Here is a 14,790-nt window from a genome sequence, read left to right on the forward strand (position 1 = left end):
AAGGAAATTCGTCAGAGAAGGGCTATCCGGGATAACGCTTTTAATTTGAACTACTTTACTCAAAATGTCGTGCATAAATAGGTCTGTACCACAGGCCGGTAAGCATTAACTCACGAGCGGGCGGCAATAGCAACTCTTTTCGCCTCGTCGTGCCGTTTACCTCGGCTAAACGCACAGGATTTGACCCTGTTTGTCGACGCTATCGCCGCGCGTCTTCTCCTTACCGGTCAAGACAAATGATAGTAATTATCGTTACGCTGTTTTATAGTTGCACAAAGAAATCATTCAGGGAGATTCACCATGCCGAGATGGCTCACATTACCGGCCGCCAGCGTTACCGCCCTGCTGGCCTTTGCCGCTTGCAGCGCCCCGCTGGGCGCGCTGGAGCTGAATTATCAGCCCCCAGAGCCCAGCGTTTCCCCGCCCCCAAAACCGGTGGCTCCGCCGGGGCCGACCCCCAAGGCGGCGAAACCGCCGATTACCTGGGCAGAGGCACGCGACAAGAACGGTTTTCGCGTCGATATCGAATGCGATCATCCAGGCTGCAGCAAGCCGCGCGCCAAACCTTATCCCGCCTATGAAGGCCCGGTGAAGAAAACCGATCGCCGCCGCCAATCCGATCCTTACTCCACCAATCAGGATCCCGATTACAACATTCAGTTGGGCTATGAGTGGTAGCGGCGCTTTCGGAGTAATACCTATATCAGCCGCCCTCACCGCTGCATAAAATAGCGCCAGTTCACCACTCCTCCTGGTGTTGAACACAACAAGCTGTGTTGCAAATCTTTATGCGCCTCCCTATAGGCGCTTTTTTTTGCTCCTCCCTCATGCCCGTTTCCCGATTACAGATTGCTCTCATTGCCCCGTAAAGTGATGAATGTCACAAATACGCCTCCTTGCCATTCTTATTCGGAGGTGATGTTCATGGCCACAGGATCCCTTGCCCTCTTGGCTGCCTTGGCCGGCATTGCGGGCTATTCGCTCTATAAACACTTCAAATCTCAGAAGAAAAGTACATTCGTTCGCCCACACGATCGGTAATCGATAACGTGTTTACACCGCGAAGGCGCGGCACGCCGCACGCCGCGCCTTCGTGGACCGTCATGTTTTCATCACAAAAATGTCACACTATGGCCATATGATGATTCGCGATTATCCGCTCTGGCTTAACACCAAGGATTTCGCCCATGACCATAATTAAAGCTGCAAACCATCAGGAAGCAGAAAAGCTCATCCGCGCCGGCACAGCCAAGAAAATCGAACTGGCCTACGATATCGGCAGCGATGACTTCTTCCAGCTTGCCAGCCTGTGGTGCGATAAAGGCGCCAAGATCTCCAAAGGGAAAGAACACTTTATCGTCTCGTTAAAAGGGTTCCGCATCCCCCCTAACGATTGATATCCAGCCGCCCATCGCGGCGGCGTCCTCCCTTCCTCACAAAACCGCTCTATTCGACCACGCGCACCTCATTCGATTTCGCTAAGCTAACAGCAGACTTTATTGCGGGCGTTCCGCCTGGATAACCACGTCCGCCACGATGAGGAGAATGAGCATGTCAACAAATGCAGCGCAGCCCGGCACGATGAAAGCCATTGAGATCAGCCAACCGGGTGCTCCCGAGGTTCTGGTCGTCACCGAACGCCCGGTGCCCGTCCCGCAAGCGGGCGAACTCCTGGTGAAAATCGCCGCCGCCGGCGTTAACCGCCCCGACGTGCTGCAGCGTCAGGGGAACTATGCGCCACCGCCCGGCGCTTCGGATATCCCCGGCCTGGAAATCGCCGGCGAAGTCGTCGCCATCGGTGAAGGCGTGACCCACTTCGCGCTCGGCGATCGGGTTTGCGCCCTCATCGCCGGCGGCGGCTATGCCGAATACTGCACCGTGCATGAAAGCAATGCGCTGCCGGTGCCGGCGGGCCTGAGCCTGACCGAGGCCGCCGCGCTGCCGGAAACCTTCTTTACCGTCTGGGTCAACGTGTTCCAGCGCGGCCACCTCAAAGCCGGCGAAACCGTGTTGATCCACGGTGGCACCTCCGGCATCGGCACGGTCGCCACCATGCTGGCAAAAGCCTTCTGCGCGCAGGTGATCACCACCGTTGGCTCCGAAGAGAAGCGCCAGGCCAGCCTGGCGCTGGGCGCCGACGTGGCGATTAACTACCGCAGCGAAGATTTTGTCGCACGCACCAAAGACGCCACCGACGGCAAAGGCGCCGATGTGATCGTCGATCTGATCGCCGGCGACTATGTGGCCAAGAACTATCAGGCCGCGGCGATGGAAGGCCGCATCGTACAAATCGGCACGCAAAATGGCGTGGTAAAAGAGCTCAATCTGATGCCGCTGCTGTTGAAACGCCTGACCCATACCGGTTCAACGCTGCGCTCACGCAGCGTCGCGGACAAAGCGCAGATTGCCGCCGATCTGCACGAGAAGGTTTGGCCGCTGCTGGAGCGCGGCGTGCTGAAGCCGCAAATTTTTAGAACCTTCCCGCTCGAGCAGGCCGCCGCCGCGCATGCGCTGATGGAGTCCAGCGAGCACATCGGCAAGATCATGTTGACGTTCTGAAACCGTTCCCCGCAGCCTGCGCTGCGGGTAAACCGATGCCGCGCTCAGGGAATGATGCCGCGGCGGCGGAACTCATCGAACAGCGAGAAAAACATGGCTTCGGTTTCGACAAACTGATCGAAACCGAAACGCCGCGCCTTGCTGCCGTCCGCGAACATGTCATAGTCCCAGGAAAAGACGAAGTCGGCGAAACGCCAGCCGGCCACCGCGCGATAGTCCGGTTCGGTCAATTGGTGCCGTTGCACCAACTCTCGCCACAGCATCGCTTTGTCCGCCATCATGCTCTCCAACGGCATCGGCAGCGGCGGCGCGCATTCCAGCCCGAAGTAAGCGGCGATTTTTGGCCACATCTCGCTCCAGCGAAACAGATCGCCATTGTTGATATTAAACGCCTGATTGGCCGCCGCCGGTTCGGTCGCCGCCCAGAGCGTGGCGCGCGCCAACAGCCCGGCATCGGTCATTTCCAGCAGGCTGTGGTAAGCGCCCGGTTTGCCGGGGAAACGCAACGGCAGCCCAAGCGCTTTACTGATCGACGCGTAAACCGCGATGCTTAACGCCAGGTTCATCGGATTGCCGAGGGAGAAGCCCCCCACCACGCTCGGGCGAATGGCGCTCCAGTGCCAACGTTTGCCGGCCTGACGCTGCGTCAGATACTGCTGTTGCGCCACGTTAAACTCCGGCGGCATATGCCCGGCGTCGCTTTCGCGCGCCGGTGTTTTAAACGGCCCCAAATGGGCGCCATACACCTTGTAGCCCTGCATCAGGCTGATATGCTCCAGCGCCGGCGCGATCGGCTCCAGCCCCTCGACGACGTGTTGCAACATCTGCAGATTGGGCGCCACCAGGCCCGCCCAATCCGGCGCATCCTGATAGGCGGCATAGAAGACGTGGCTAATCGCGCTCAGCGGCCGCAGCGCGTCGCGCGTTGCCTCCGCATCCAGCAGGTCCACCTGCAGGTGGCGCACACCAGGCGCCGGTTCCCCACCCCGGCGCGAGACGCCCACCACTTGCCAGCCCTGGCCGGTCAGCTCCTCAATCAATCGGCGCCCTATTACGCCATTGGCGCCGATCACTAACGCCTGTCGCTTTGCGTTCATCTTGTCACTCCTCGGGTTGTCGATACCCTGAGTGTTATTGATTAGTGATACTTGCGGTAGAAGAGGCTTTCCACTAACACTTATAAGAAAAATCTATAGACAAGATCGACATGGACAAGCTGAACGCAATGAAAACCTTTGTGCGGGTGGCGGAGCTGGGCAGCCTGTCGGCCGCCGCTCGCGATCTGCGCTTGACGCAGCCGGCGGTCAGTCAGCAAATCGCCGGTCTGGAGCAGGAGCTGGGGGCGCAGCTGCTGTTTCGCAGCACCCGGGCAGTCTCCCTGACCGAGGCCGGCAGCGGTTATTATCAACGCCTCAAAGCGATTCTGGCGGCGGTCGACGAAGCGGAAGAGGCGCTGCACGGCCAGCGCCACCGGCTGCAGGGCAACCTGCGCCTTCACGCACCGACCGGATTCGGCCAGCGGCACGTCACGCCGCTGGCCATCGCTTTCCAGCAGCGCCATCCGGACCTCACCATCGAGCTGCTGCTGGACGATCGTCGCGCCGACGTGATCGGCGAAGGCATCGACGTGGCGCTACGCTTCGGCGAACTGCACGCGCCCGGCATGGTGGCGAAACGGCTGGGCGAACTGCAACGCCTGCTGGTAGCGTCACCGGCGTATCTGGCAGAGCATGGCGCGCCACGCTCGCCGGCGGAGCTGGCAAAACATGCGCACATTCGCTACAGCGGATTGAACGACGGGGATACGCTCACCCTGATCGGCCCGCACGGCCCCGAGATAGTGGCGCTGCGGCCCACGTTCCGCGCCAACAATACGCTATCGCTGCTGACGGCCATCGAGGCGGGGCTTGGTATCGGCGGCGCTCAGCGGCCGCTGATCGGCGAGCAGCTGGCGACAGGGGCGCTGGTGCCCGTATTGCCGGAATACCGCTATCCGCCCATGGCGCTGCACGCGGTCTATCCCGCATTACGATTTATTCCGGAGAAAGTGCGCGCCTGGGTGGCGCATCTGCAACAGGCGTTGACGGCGATCGAGGGAATTAGCGGAGTGAATGCCCCCGGCCAGACGCCGGGAGCATAAGCCTTATTTGAACAGTTTGCCGACCATGTCGCCCAGTTCGTTGCTGTCTTGCTGCACTTCGCCATTTGGCGAAGCGGCATCCGCGACCGTTGGCAAGAACTGTGCAATGGTGCTGGAGGCCTGAGCCGGATCGACACCCAGCTTTTCAGCCAGCTGATTAATCGCATCGCTACCCAACGCCTGCTGTACGTGATCGCCGGTAATCGGTTGGTTTTCGCCATTGCCGAGCCAGGAGCCGACGATATCGCCGAACTGCCCCTGACGAAACTTGTCCAAAATGGCCTGCAGGCCACCTTGTTGCTCAACCCACTGCATAATGGCGATGTAATCGATGCCTTTGCCACCGTTGGCGCCGCCGCCCAGAATGTTACCCAATACGCTATCGAACAGACCCATGATATTCCCCTTTCAGCCGATACGGCCCGCGCCGCACCGCCGGATTGATTTCACGAAAAAGGGCCGCCGCGGCGACCCTGTTGAGCAACGGCTGCTTAGCCTTTGATCTTCCTGTAGACAAAAAGCACCACCAGGGCACCGATTACCGCCACCACAAAGCTGCCCAGGTTAAAGCCGTCAACGCGACCCATACCGAAGAAGGTGCTGATATAGCCGCCGACCACGGCGCCCACGACCCCCAGTACCACGGTCATAATAAACCCGCCGCCGTCTTTGCCCGGCATAATCCATTTGGCCAGGATACCGGCGATTAAACCAAAAATGATCCAGGAAATGATGCCCATCTTTACTCTCCCTATTACCTTTTGCCTAACAGAAATCCTATTACCAGGCCCACGACGGCGCCGGCGCCTATCCCCGCCCAAGGATTATCCTTGATGCAGCCACATGATTGCTCGAGCGCCGCTTTTACACCGCTGCGCACTTCGCAGGCGGTGGTTTTCACGTAGTCGCTCGGTTGCTCAACACCGTTTAGATCGTCATTTTCATATGACATGTCAAATCCTTACAGACCAATCCTCTGAGAATTGCGTCACATGTTTCACGCCCGGCACCGCCCGCCCCGCGATCTTGCTCCGGGCAATCTGCCCGCTGCCGCTCAATGCAGGGCGTACGGCGACAAACGCACAACTTCACACTATGACTATAGTAAAAAATCAGCGGTTTACCCATTTCCGTCCGTCTGAATTTCACCGTACAAAAAACGATCTAATTTCATCCTGCTGTCATCTCGACAGACTAAACTTTAAACAAATCTCCGGGAGGAAACGCCCATGTTCAATGCCCCGTTCATCCTGATTCTCGCACTGCTGTACGCGCTGGCCGCCGTTTGGGACGGTTCCGCCGCGTTACTGTTTCTTTAAGGTTACATAGCGGTTGTCACTTTTGCGATGCGCTTAATTGTGTCTTTATTTTTCAATTGCGTCAGCCGGTTGAAATAGCGGTAAATATCCTCCTTTTCCTCGGTAAAAATCCTAACTTGCCCCGTTATCCGTGCGTTGCTAAATAAAGCGCAAAAAAAAGCATTAATGGAAAACCCTATTTAGCACCAAATGTTCTATCATTCGCCGTATAACAATTTGGGTTAAGGTCCCATTGGGAAAGAAAAGGAAGAACAGGAAAAATGCTTTCAAACCAACGCTTTGAGCGCGAATTCTTGCGCCCTCGTTATTGGTTGCTGTGGATAGGGCTAGGAATGCTCTATCTCTTGGTGTTACTGCCCTACCCGCTCATATATCGGCTTGGACACGGCCTTGGAAGAATAGCCATGCGCCTGATGAAACGCCGGGTAAAAATAGCGCGCCGCAATTTAGCACTCTGCTTCCCCGCAATGCCCGCCGCCGAGCGCGAGGCGCTGATCGTCAAAAATTTTGAGTCCGTCGGCATGGGCCTGTTCGAAGTCGGCATGGCCTGGTTCTGGCCCGACTGGCGCATCGCCCGCTGGTTCAAGGTGAGCGGCATGGAAAACATGCAGCTGGCACGCCAGGACGGCAAAGGCGTTCTGCTGATCGGCCTGCATTTCCTGACGCTGGAACTGGGCGCGCGCATTTTCGGCATGCAAAATCCCGGTATCGGCGTGCATCGCCCGCATAACAACAAGCTGATGGAGTGGGTCCAGACCCGCGGCCGGCTGCGCTCGAATAAGTTCATGATCGATCGTAAAGATATCAAAGGCATGATCCGCAACCTGAAACAGGGGGAAATCCTGTGGTACGCGCCGGATCACGATTACGGTCCGCAAAGCAGCGTGTTCGCGCCGTTCTTCGCCGTTGAAAACGCCGCCACGACAACCGGTACCTTTATCCTGGCGCGCATGGGGCGGCCGTCGATCGTGCCTTTCGTGCCGCGCCGGCTGCCGCATGCGCAGGGCTATGAGCTGATCGTACAGCCGCCGCTGAAGGACTTCCCGCTGGACGATGAAACGCGCGCGGCGACCATGATGAACCGCGTGGTGGAAGAACAGGTGCTGCTGGCACCCGATCAGTACATGTGGCTGCACCGCCGGTTTAAAACCCGTCCGCCCGGCGAACCTTCGCTGTATTAACGCCCTCGCGCCTTCGCCCGCCACACCGCTGGCGAAGGCGCGCTCGCCTCGCACAAGCATTCTTCGCCAAGGGAACTACACTAATAAGTCACCGACGGCAATCATTGCCGCCAGCAACCATTTCTTCCTGCCCGTGGGCCGGTCGTTGCCTGTCGGGCCACAACCGAGGTCAATGTCATGCTGGTACAACCCTATCTGTTTTTCAGCGGTAACTGTGAGCAAGCGATTAACTTCTACGTGCAGCAGTTGAATGCCAAAATTGAAATGGTCATGCGTTACAAAGATATGCCCGAAGAGGCTCGGCAAGGCGGGCCACAGGACGTCAACCCGGAGGCGATCATGCATGCGCGCCTGCTGATCGGCGACGGCGTGCTGATGGCCTCCGACGGCTGCCCGCAGGACGACAGCGGCGGCGCTTCCCATAAAGGCTTCTCGCTGTCGCTGAACCCCAGCGATGCGGAGCAAGGGCGCAAGCTGTTCGATAATCTGGCGCAGGGCGGCCAGGTGACGATGCCTTACCAAGCCACCTTTTGGGCCAAAGGCTTCGGCATGCTGACCGATAAATTTGGCGTCAACTGGATGATCAACGTCGAATAACCCGCCATGGCGCCGCTAGCTATAGCGGTGCCAGTCATACGCCGCCTTGGCGAACAGCACGAACAGCAGCGTCAACAGCACCAACCCCAACCGCCAATAGGGCGACCGGCGCCGACGCCAGGCAAAGAACATCATCACCGCCAGCGCCCCCAGCGTAAGGGGGTAATACACCGCCAGCGTCAGTAAAGCGATAATGATGTAATCCGACATTGACTCTCCCACTCCGTCTTGTCCGCACCGCCGCAGAGGCAGATTGCGGCATGCCTTTCTCCGTATCGCCTCGTTAAGGGCTAGAGGTCTGGCGCATTTATGCATAAAATATAGGATTGCTCTTAACTCAAATTGAATAGTAATCAAACCACAAGGGTGACATGACTCAGCAGCAACCCATACAGGATGCCGTGCCGCCGCGCAGCGTTAAAAGCTCCCCATTATTATTTCAGGCCGGCGTGTTTGTCATCATCGTTGCCGCCACGCTGATCCTCTTTAACAGCTGGCAAATCTGGAACGCGCACCAGCGCGATCTGCGCAGCGCCGAGCATGAATCCGCCAACCTCGCCCGCTCCCTGGCGCAGCACGCCGACGATACCTTCATGCAGGTGGACGGCAATCTGCTCGATCTGACCGAACGTCTCCAGAACGACGGGCTGGGCCCATCGCAGCTGACGCGGCTGCAGCGCGTCATGCAGACGCAGGTCGGCAATCTGCCGCAGCTGCATGGGCTGTTTATCTACGATGCGCGCGGCCGCTGGCTGGCGACCTCCTCGGGCAAGTTCATCAAGAACGCCAACAACGCCGATCGTGATTACTTCAAATACCATCAAAACCGCGACGGCGGCGGTCTGTACATCGGCAAGGTGATCCGCAGCCGCACTAGCGGCGATCTGATCATCCCCGTATCACGGCGCTTCAACAACCCGGATGGCAGCTTTGGCGGCGTGGTGCTGGCGACGCTGTACGTCGATTATTTCCGCCAGTTTTACGACAGCTTCGCCCTCAACACCGACGCCTCGTTGAACCTGCTGCTGGCGGACGGCACCATCCTTTACCGTCGCCCTTACTCAGCGGCCTCGATCGGTAAAAACATCGCCAAGGGCGTGTTGTTCAGCGAAATTTTACCGCATTCGGAGTTCGGCAACGCCACCATCACCTCGCTGTACGACAAAGTGGAGCGCATCTACGGCTATTCGCGGGTCAATCGCTTTCCGCTGGTGATCGCCGCCGGGCTGTCGAAGCGCGACGCGCTGGCGGACTGGCGCACCGACGCCGGCCTGTTTGCCGCCGGCGGCCTCTCTCTGCTGATGATCCTGTTGGCGATGGGCATGGTGCTGCTGCGGCAAATCAAGCACAGCATGCAAACCGAAGCCGAGCTGATGCGCACCCGCGATCAGCTGACCAGCATCAACCAGATGCTCGAAGAGTTGGCGCTGCTGGACGGCCTGACCGGTCTGGCCAATCGCCGCCAGTTTGATATCGCGCTGAAGAACGAGCTGGCGCGGGCTTCGCGCAATTACCGCAGCGTGGCGCTGCTGATGCTGGATATCGACTACTTCAAGCAGTACAACGACAGCTATGGCCACGTCGCCGGCGACCAGTGCCTGCAGCAAATCGGCCAAACGCTGAAGGGGCTGGCGTGCCGCAGCAACGACATTCTGGCGCGCTACGGCGGCGAAGAGATGGGGATTATCCTGCCGGATACCGACGTGCAGGGTGCGCTGATTTTCGCCGAACGCGTCATCCAGGCGGTGCGCGATCTGAAAATTCCGCATCAGGGCAACCCGCACGGCATGGTCACCATCAGCATCGGCATCTGCGCCAAAGTGCCGCATATGTACAACGATACGCCGATCAGCTTTATCAATGAGGCGGACAGCGCGCTGTATCAGGCCAAGAAAAAAGGCAAAAACTGCATTTACGGCGCTTAAGCAATCATCGGGTCACCAAAATTTGGCGGCCCGATTTATTCACCCGGCAAAAATGAAATAGTTTCCCTCCGCAACATTATTTCACCGACTCGCCCCGCTCTCTGAATGAAATAACGCCAATAAATAAGCAGGATATTAATTTACAATATAATTCAATAAGATAAGAATTGCGCCATTCAACAACCCATTCGTGCCATTTTTGATTATTCGTGCCTACGCCAGGCCCCGTTTAGCCCCCGTTTACTATTTATTGGCGTTGCCGGTGATACTCTTATCAGGACTATTCTCTATATCAGGAAGCCATCGCACGCTTCGGCGCACTGCGCCCTGCTGATACATCCATAATAGAACCCGCAAATTTCACGTTGCAATTGGGCGACCGGCGCAAAAATTTCTGGCGCCGCTCCAGCCAGCCACTGCGCAAGCCAGTGCAGCCAACCACGCGGCAACCTGAAAGACGGGAATAAAGCGATATAGATTTGCAAGGAGATCTCATGCCTACTGGCGATATTACGCGTGAACGGGCCGTTCTGACGCTGCCGTTGCGACAATGGGCGGCGCAAGAAGCCTCCAGCGCGGTCAGCGAACTGGAACAGGGCAAGGTGCTGTTTCTGCCCGAGCTGGCCTTCACCCTGTCTGAGCAGGAAATGCCGCTGCTGGATCCGGCGTTGGTCGATCCGAAGCGCAAGAACATCAGCTATCAGCCGCTGTCCGGCAAGCTGACCGGCGTCGCCGTCGCGGAACGCCGGCAGCAGGTTCAGCAACTGCTGGAGCGCTATTACCAGTCGTGCCGTCAGCTGATCGCCGGGCTGTTGCCCGAGTATCAGGAGGCGCTGCACCACCCAACCGGCAGCCTGCGTTTGCATCCGGTCTCCGCCTGGCGCGCCAATAGCTCCTGGCGCAAAGACGACAGCCGGCTGCACGTCGACGCTTTCCCGTCGCGCCCGAACTACGGCGAACGCATTCTGCGCATTTTCACCAACATCAATCCGCACGGTGAACATCGCCAATGGCGGGTCGGCGAGCCGTTCCCTGAGCTGGCTGAACGCTTTATGCCGCGTCTGGCCCGCTATTCTGCGTTAAGCAGCTGGCTGCAGCACCAGGTGCGCATCACCAAAACCCGCCGCAGCCATTATGACCACCTGATGCTGCAGTTGCATGACGCCATGAAGGCCGATGGCGATTATCAGCAGCGTGGCCCACAGCTGGCGCTGGCGTTCCCGCCGGGCAGCAGCTGGATTTGCTTCTCGGACCAAACGCCGCACGCCGCGATGGGCGGCCAGTTTATGCTGGAACAGACCTTCCTGCTGCCGGTGAATAAAATGCAGGATCCGCAACGTTCACCGCTGAAAGTGTTGGAACAGCTGCGCGGCCAGCCGTTGATCTGACTGATTTGCCGCCGTCGGCGTTAACGGCGGCGGCAAACGCGCATCACGCCTCGAAATCCCCCTGTTGGCGCGCCACCAGCGTCAGAATGCTGTACAGCGCCACCGGCTGCTGTTCCTGATTCAACACCTGCACATCCCACACCACTACGCCGTGCGGGCGATCTTCGGCGGTTTTCTGCGGCTTGCGGATTTTCTTTTTGCAGGTCAACCGCACCTGAATGGTATCGCCGATCTTCACCGGCTCGATAAAGCGCAGATTCTCCATGCCGTAGTTGGCGATCACCGGCCCGACGGCGGCGTCAACAAACAGCCCGGCCGCGGCGGACACCACAAAGTAACCGTGCGCCACCCGTTCGCCGAACAGCGAGTCGGCGGCGCCGATCTTGTCCATGTGCGCGTAGAAATGGTCGCCGCTCAGGCAGGCGAAGTTGACGATATCCGCTTCGGTCACGGTGCGGCGCGCGGTCAACAGGCTGTCGCCCAGCTGCAGCTGCTCGAAGTATTTCCGGAACGGATGCACCGGATGCTCGACGACCGGCGCGCCGCGCACCCATTCGCCGCCGATGGCCGCCAGCATCGCCGGGCTGCCCTGGATCGCCGTGCGCTGCATATAGTGCTTCACCGCGCGCAGCCCGCCCAGCTCTTCACCGCCGCCGGCGCGCCCCGGGCCGCCGTGCACCAGCATCGGCAACGGCGAACCGTGGCCGGTGGACTCCGCCGCCGCCTGCTCATCCAAAATCAACATGCGGCCGTGGGCGCAGGCCGCCGCGCGAATGAAGCGCTTGGCCAATGCCGGATCGGCAGTCACCAGCGATCCCGCCAGGCTGCCCTGCCCCAGCAACGCCAACGCGATCGCCTGCTCGGTATCCGCATACGGCATCAGCGTCGCCACCGGGCCGAAGGCCTCAGTGCCGTGCACCGCCTGATGGGTGAGCGGATCGGCGCAATACAGCAGGGTTGGCGGATAAAACGCCCCGCCGCGCACACCGTCGCCCAGAACCTCCAGCTTATCCAGCGCCGCGCCACAGAGCGGTTCGCAGCCGTTGCGCAGCAGGAAATCCACCTTGCTTTGCACATCATCACGCTGCTCGTGGCTGACCAACGCCCCCATGCGCACCTGCTCCAGCTGCGGGTCGCCTACCGTCACCCCCGCCAGGCGCTGCAACAAGGCCTGACGCACAGCCGCCACCTGTGCCGCCGGCACGATGATGCGGCGGATCGCGGTGCATTTCTGCCCCGCCTTGGCGGTCATTTCACGGCACACTTCTTTGATGAACAGCGCAAACTCGGGCATCTCCGGCGTCACGTCTTCCGCCAGCACGCAGCAGTTGAGCGAATCCGCCTCCATGGTGAACGCGATCGATTTCTCCAGCAGGCGCGGGTGTGCCCGCAGCCGCTGTCCGGTCTGCGCCGAACCGGTGAAAGTCACCGCATCCTGGTAATCCAGGTGCGCAAACATGTCGCCGACGCCGCCGCAAACCAGCTGCAGCGCCCCTTCCGGCACCAGCCCGCTGTCGACGATCAGCCTGACCATCGCCTGCGTCAGCTGCGCGGTAGCGGTGGCCGGCTTGATAATGGCCGGCATGCCCGCCAGCCAGGTCGGCGCCAGTTTTTCCAGCATGCCCCAGCACGGGAAGTTGAAGGCGTTGATGTGCAGCGCCACACCGGAGCGCGAGGTCAGCACGTGGCGGGCGGCGAACTGCGCCTGTTTCGACAATGGGATCAGCTCGTCTTCCGGCCACAGGGTATCGTCCGGCAGATCGCGGCCGGCCATGCCGGCATAGGCGAACAGCGTGGCGATACCGCCCTCAATATCAACCCAGCCGTCGCTGCGCGTCGCGCCGGTTTGATAGGAAATCTGATACAGCGCCTCTTTGTGCGCCAACAGGTGTTTCGCCACCGCTTTCAGCATCTGGGCGCGCTGCTGGAATGTCATGTTCGCCAGCGCCGGGCCGCCGTGGCTGCGCGCATAGCTCAGGCTCGCCGCCAACGGCAGGCCGTCGGAGCAAACCTGGTACAGCGCCTCGCCGGTCACGGCGTGGCGGATCTCGCGCCCCTCTCCCTGCCCGTACACCCAGGCGCCAGAAAGATAACTGTGTAACTGCTGCATGTGCCCTCCGAAATTCATAAATTTTCATCCTATAGCTTAATTACGTATCACATAAATACCAGTCCGCGCCAAACCAAATTTTAACAAAAAGAAAACAAAAGGCGCTTTCAGGGCATTTGACCTGCCATAAACAAGGAATTAATCACTTTATTTATCAAATAAAATCAACAAAATAACAAATCACCTTGTGATTAACCTCGCAAAACCACATGAATTACGTTTGATCTTTTTGTTATCAGTTTGTAGCCTTATGGTTAGTTAAAGTGATTCACATTTTTATGTTTAATGTGAAAAATACGAATCACCAAGAGGCAAGCATGACAACTGACGCACAGTATCAGCAGCATTTCGACGACAAGATCGCGGCGGACATCGCCATTGAGGCCAAAGACTGGATGCCGGACGCCTACCGTCAGAACCTGATTCGGCAGATTGGCCAACACGCCCACTCGGAAGTCATCGGCATGCTGCCGGAAGCCAACTGGCTGACGCGCGCCCCCACGCTGCGCCGCAAGGCGGTGCTGCTGGCCAAGGTGCAGGACGAAGCCGGCCACGGTCTGTACCTCTACAGCGCCGCCGAGACCCTCGGCTGTTCGCGCCAGGACATCTACCAAAAGATGCTCGACGGCAAGATGAAGTACTCCTCTATCTTCAATTACCCCACGCTCAACTGGGCGGATATCGGCGTGATCGGCTGGCTGGTCGACGGCGCCGCCATCGTCAACCAGGTGGCGCTGTGCCGCGCGTCCTACGGCCCCTATGCGCGGGCGATGGTGAAAATCTGCAAAGAGGAAAGCTTCCACCAACGCCAGGGCTACGAGGCGGTGATGGCGATGGCCAACGGCAGCGACACGCAGCGCGCCATGTTGCAGGACGCTATCGATCGCTTCTGGTGGCCGGTGCTGATGATGTTCGGCCCGAGCGACGCCGACTCCCCCCACAGCGCCCAGAGCATGGCGTGGAAAATCAAACGCCACAGCAACGATGAGCTGCGGCAGAAATTCGTCGACAACACCGTGCCGCAGCTTGAGGCGCTGGGCATGACGGCGCCGGACCCGAGCCTTACCTGGGACGAGGCCGCCGGCCACTATCGCTTCGGCGAGATCGACTGGAGCGAACTGCATGAGGTGATCAAAGGGCGCGGCCAATGCAACCACGAACGCCTGCAGGCCAAACGCCGCGCCTGGGAAGACGGCGCCTGGGTACGCGACGGCGCCATGGCCCACGCCGCGAAAAACGCCGCCTCCGCCGCATAGCCAACATAAGGAAACGAGATCATGAGCCACGTTGAATGGCCGCTGTATGAAGTGTTTATCCGCAGCAAACAAGGGCTGGCGCATCGCCACGTCGGCAGCCTGCACGCCGCCGACGACCAAATGGCGCTGGAAAATGCCCGCGACGCCTATACGCGCCGCAACGAAGGCTGCTCGATCTGGGTGGTGCAGTCGCGCCATCTGATCGCCTCGCAGCCGGAAGATCGCGGCGCGTTCTTCGATCCGTCCGAAGATAAGATCTACCGTCATCCGACGTTTTACACCATTCCCGACGGCATCAAGAACATGTAGAGGCGA

16 protein-coding genes are annotated in these 14,790 nt (G+C 59.2%); 10 read left to right on the forward strand and 6 right to left on the reverse strand.

Annotation, left to right across the window (positions count from 1 at the left end):
* The first annotated feature begins 300 nt into the window (after positions 1 to 300).
* The 3 genes from V8N38_RS15500 to V8N38_RS15510 all read left to right on the forward strand — a co-directional run bounded on the left by V8N38_RS15500 (position 301) and on the right by V8N38_RS15510 (position 2,559).
* Entirely contained in the window at positions 301 to 678 is a 378-nt protein-coding gene (locus V8N38_RS15500; protein WP_060420619.1) for a hypothetical protein, read from the forward strand.
* 509 nt (positions 679 to 1,187) lie between these two features.
* Positions 1,188 to 1,397 (forward strand): hypothetical protein, encoded by a 210-nt coding sequence (locus V8N38_RS15505; RefSeq protein WP_004935132.1) that lies wholly within the window; start codon positions 1,188 to 1,190, stop codon positions 1,395 to 1,397.
* Positions 1,398 to 1,551: 154 nt separating this feature from the next.
* Positions 1,552 to 2,559: an NAD(P)H-quinone oxidoreductase gene (locus V8N38_RS15510; RefSeq protein WP_087763106.1), complete on the forward strand. Its 1,008-nt coding sequence runs from the start codon at positions 1,552 to 1,554 to the stop codon at positions 2,557 to 2,559.
* 44 nt (positions 2,560 to 2,603) lie between these two features.
* Here V8N38_RS15510 and V8N38_RS15515 read toward each other — a convergent pair whose 3' ends face one another.
* Complete coding sequence (locus V8N38_RS15515; protein ID WP_070914608.1) at positions 2,604 to 3,656, reverse strand: SDR family oxidoreductase; 1,053 nt, start codon at positions 3,654 to 3,656, stop codon at positions 2,604 to 2,606.
* A 110-nt stretch (positions 3,657 to 3,766) separates the two neighbouring features.
* Here V8N38_RS15515 and V8N38_RS15520 point away from each other — a divergent pair, with 110 nt between their 5' ends.
* Positions 3,767 to 4,699 carry a LysR family transcriptional regulator gene (locus tag V8N38_RS15520; protein WP_060439675.1) on the forward strand — a complete coding sequence of 311 codons (933 nt, stop codon included), beginning with the start codon at positions 3,767 to 3,769 and terminating at the stop codon, positions 4,697 to 4,699.
* A 3-nt stretch (positions 4,700 to 4,702) separates the two neighbouring features.
* On the opposite strand, the gene V8N38_RS15525 is transcribed toward V8N38_RS15520, so the two are convergent.
* The 3 genes from V8N38_RS15525 to V8N38_RS15535 form a co-directional block, all read right to left on the reverse strand.
* Complete coding sequence (locus V8N38_RS15525) at positions 4,703 to 5,095, reverse strand: YidB family protein (protein ID WP_049201337.1); 393 nt, start codon at positions 5,093 to 5,095, stop codon at positions 4,703 to 4,705.
* A 95-nt stretch (positions 5,096 to 5,190) separates the two neighbouring features.
* Positions 5,191 to 5,439 (reverse strand): GlsB/YeaQ/YmgE family stress response membrane protein, encoded by a 249-nt coding sequence (locus V8N38_RS15530; RefSeq protein WP_019453501.1) that lies wholly within the window; start codon positions 5,437 to 5,439, stop codon positions 5,191 to 5,193.
* Between the two features lie 14 nt (positions 5,440 to 5,453).
* Entirely contained in the window at positions 5,454 to 5,651 is a 198-nt protein-coding gene (locus tag V8N38_RS15535; RefSeq protein ID WP_147839786.1) for a DUF883 family protein, read from the reverse strand.
* Positions 5,652 to 6,278: 627 nt separating this feature from the next.
* Here V8N38_RS15535 and V8N38_RS15540 point away from each other — a divergent pair.
* A complete protein-coding gene (locus V8N38_RS15540; RefSeq protein ID WP_100395612.1) occupies positions 6,279 to 7,199 on the forward strand; it encodes a Kdo(2)-lipid IV(A) acyltransferase in 921 nt (306 codons plus the stop codon).
* 177 nt (positions 7,200 to 7,376) lie between these two features.
* Positions 7,377 to 7,796, forward strand: a complete 420-nt coding sequence (locus tag V8N38_RS15545) for a VOC family protein (protein ID WP_047730371.1) — start codon at positions 7,377 to 7,379, stop codon at positions 7,794 to 7,796.
* A 15-nt stretch (positions 7,797 to 7,811) separates the two neighbouring features.
* Here the strand turns inward: V8N38_RS15545 and V8N38_RS15550 are convergent, their stop codons facing one another.
* On the reverse strand, positions 7,812 to 8,006 hold the full coding sequence (locus V8N38_RS15550; RefSeq protein WP_060420604.1) for a hypothetical protein: 195 nt from the start codon (positions 8,004 to 8,006) through the stop codon (positions 7,812 to 7,814).
* 161 nt (positions 8,007 to 8,167) lie between these two features.
* Between V8N38_RS15550 and V8N38_RS15555 the strand changes: the two genes are divergently transcribed.
* Both V8N38_RS15555 and V8N38_RS15560 read left to right on the forward strand, forming a co-directional pair.
* A complete protein-coding gene (locus V8N38_RS15555; protein WP_147839785.1) occupies positions 8,168 to 9,721 on the forward strand; it encodes a sensor domain-containing diguanylate cyclase in 1,554 nt (517 codons plus the stop codon).
* 494 nt (positions 9,722 to 10,215) lie between these two features.
* Positions 10,216 to 11,109 (forward strand): Kdo hydroxylase family protein, encoded by an 894-nt coding sequence (locus V8N38_RS15560; RefSeq protein WP_060420598.1) that lies wholly within the window; start codon positions 10,216 to 10,218, stop codon positions 11,107 to 11,109.
* Positions 11,110 to 11,152: 43 nt separating this feature from the next.
* Here V8N38_RS15560 and paaZ read toward each other — a convergent pair whose 3' ends face one another.
* The gene (gene paaZ, locus V8N38_RS15565) at positions 11,153 to 13,219 is read right to left on the reverse strand and encodes a phenylacetic acid degradation bifunctional protein PaaZ (protein WP_147839784.1); all 2,067 of its coding nucleotides are present in this window, start codon (positions 13,217 to 13,219) and stop codon (positions 11,153 to 11,155) included.
* A 317-nt stretch (positions 13,220 to 13,536) separates the two neighbouring features.
* Between paaZ and paaA the strand changes: the two genes are divergently transcribed.
* Both paaA and paaB read left to right on the forward strand, forming a co-directional pair.
* Positions 13,537 to 14,475 (forward strand): 1,2-phenylacetyl-CoA epoxidase subunit PaaA, encoded by a 939-nt coding sequence (gene paaA, locus V8N38_RS15570; protein WP_033647856.1) that lies wholly within the window; start codon positions 13,537 to 13,539, stop codon positions 14,473 to 14,475.
* A gap of 21 nt (positions 14,476 to 14,496) precedes the next feature.
* Entirely contained in the window at positions 14,497 to 14,784 is a 288-nt protein-coding gene (gene paaB / locus V8N38_RS15575; protein ID WP_004935173.1) for a 1,2-phenylacetyl-CoA epoxidase subunit PaaB, read from the forward strand.
* Positions 14,785 to 14,790: the final 6 nt, after the last annotated feature.

Origin of the sequence: Serratia nevei, assembly GCF_037948395.1 — a bacterium.
In the GTDB taxonomy this organism is placed as follows: domain Bacteria; phylum Pseudomonadota; class Gammaproteobacteria; order Enterobacterales; family Enterobacteriaceae; genus Serratia; species Serratia nevei.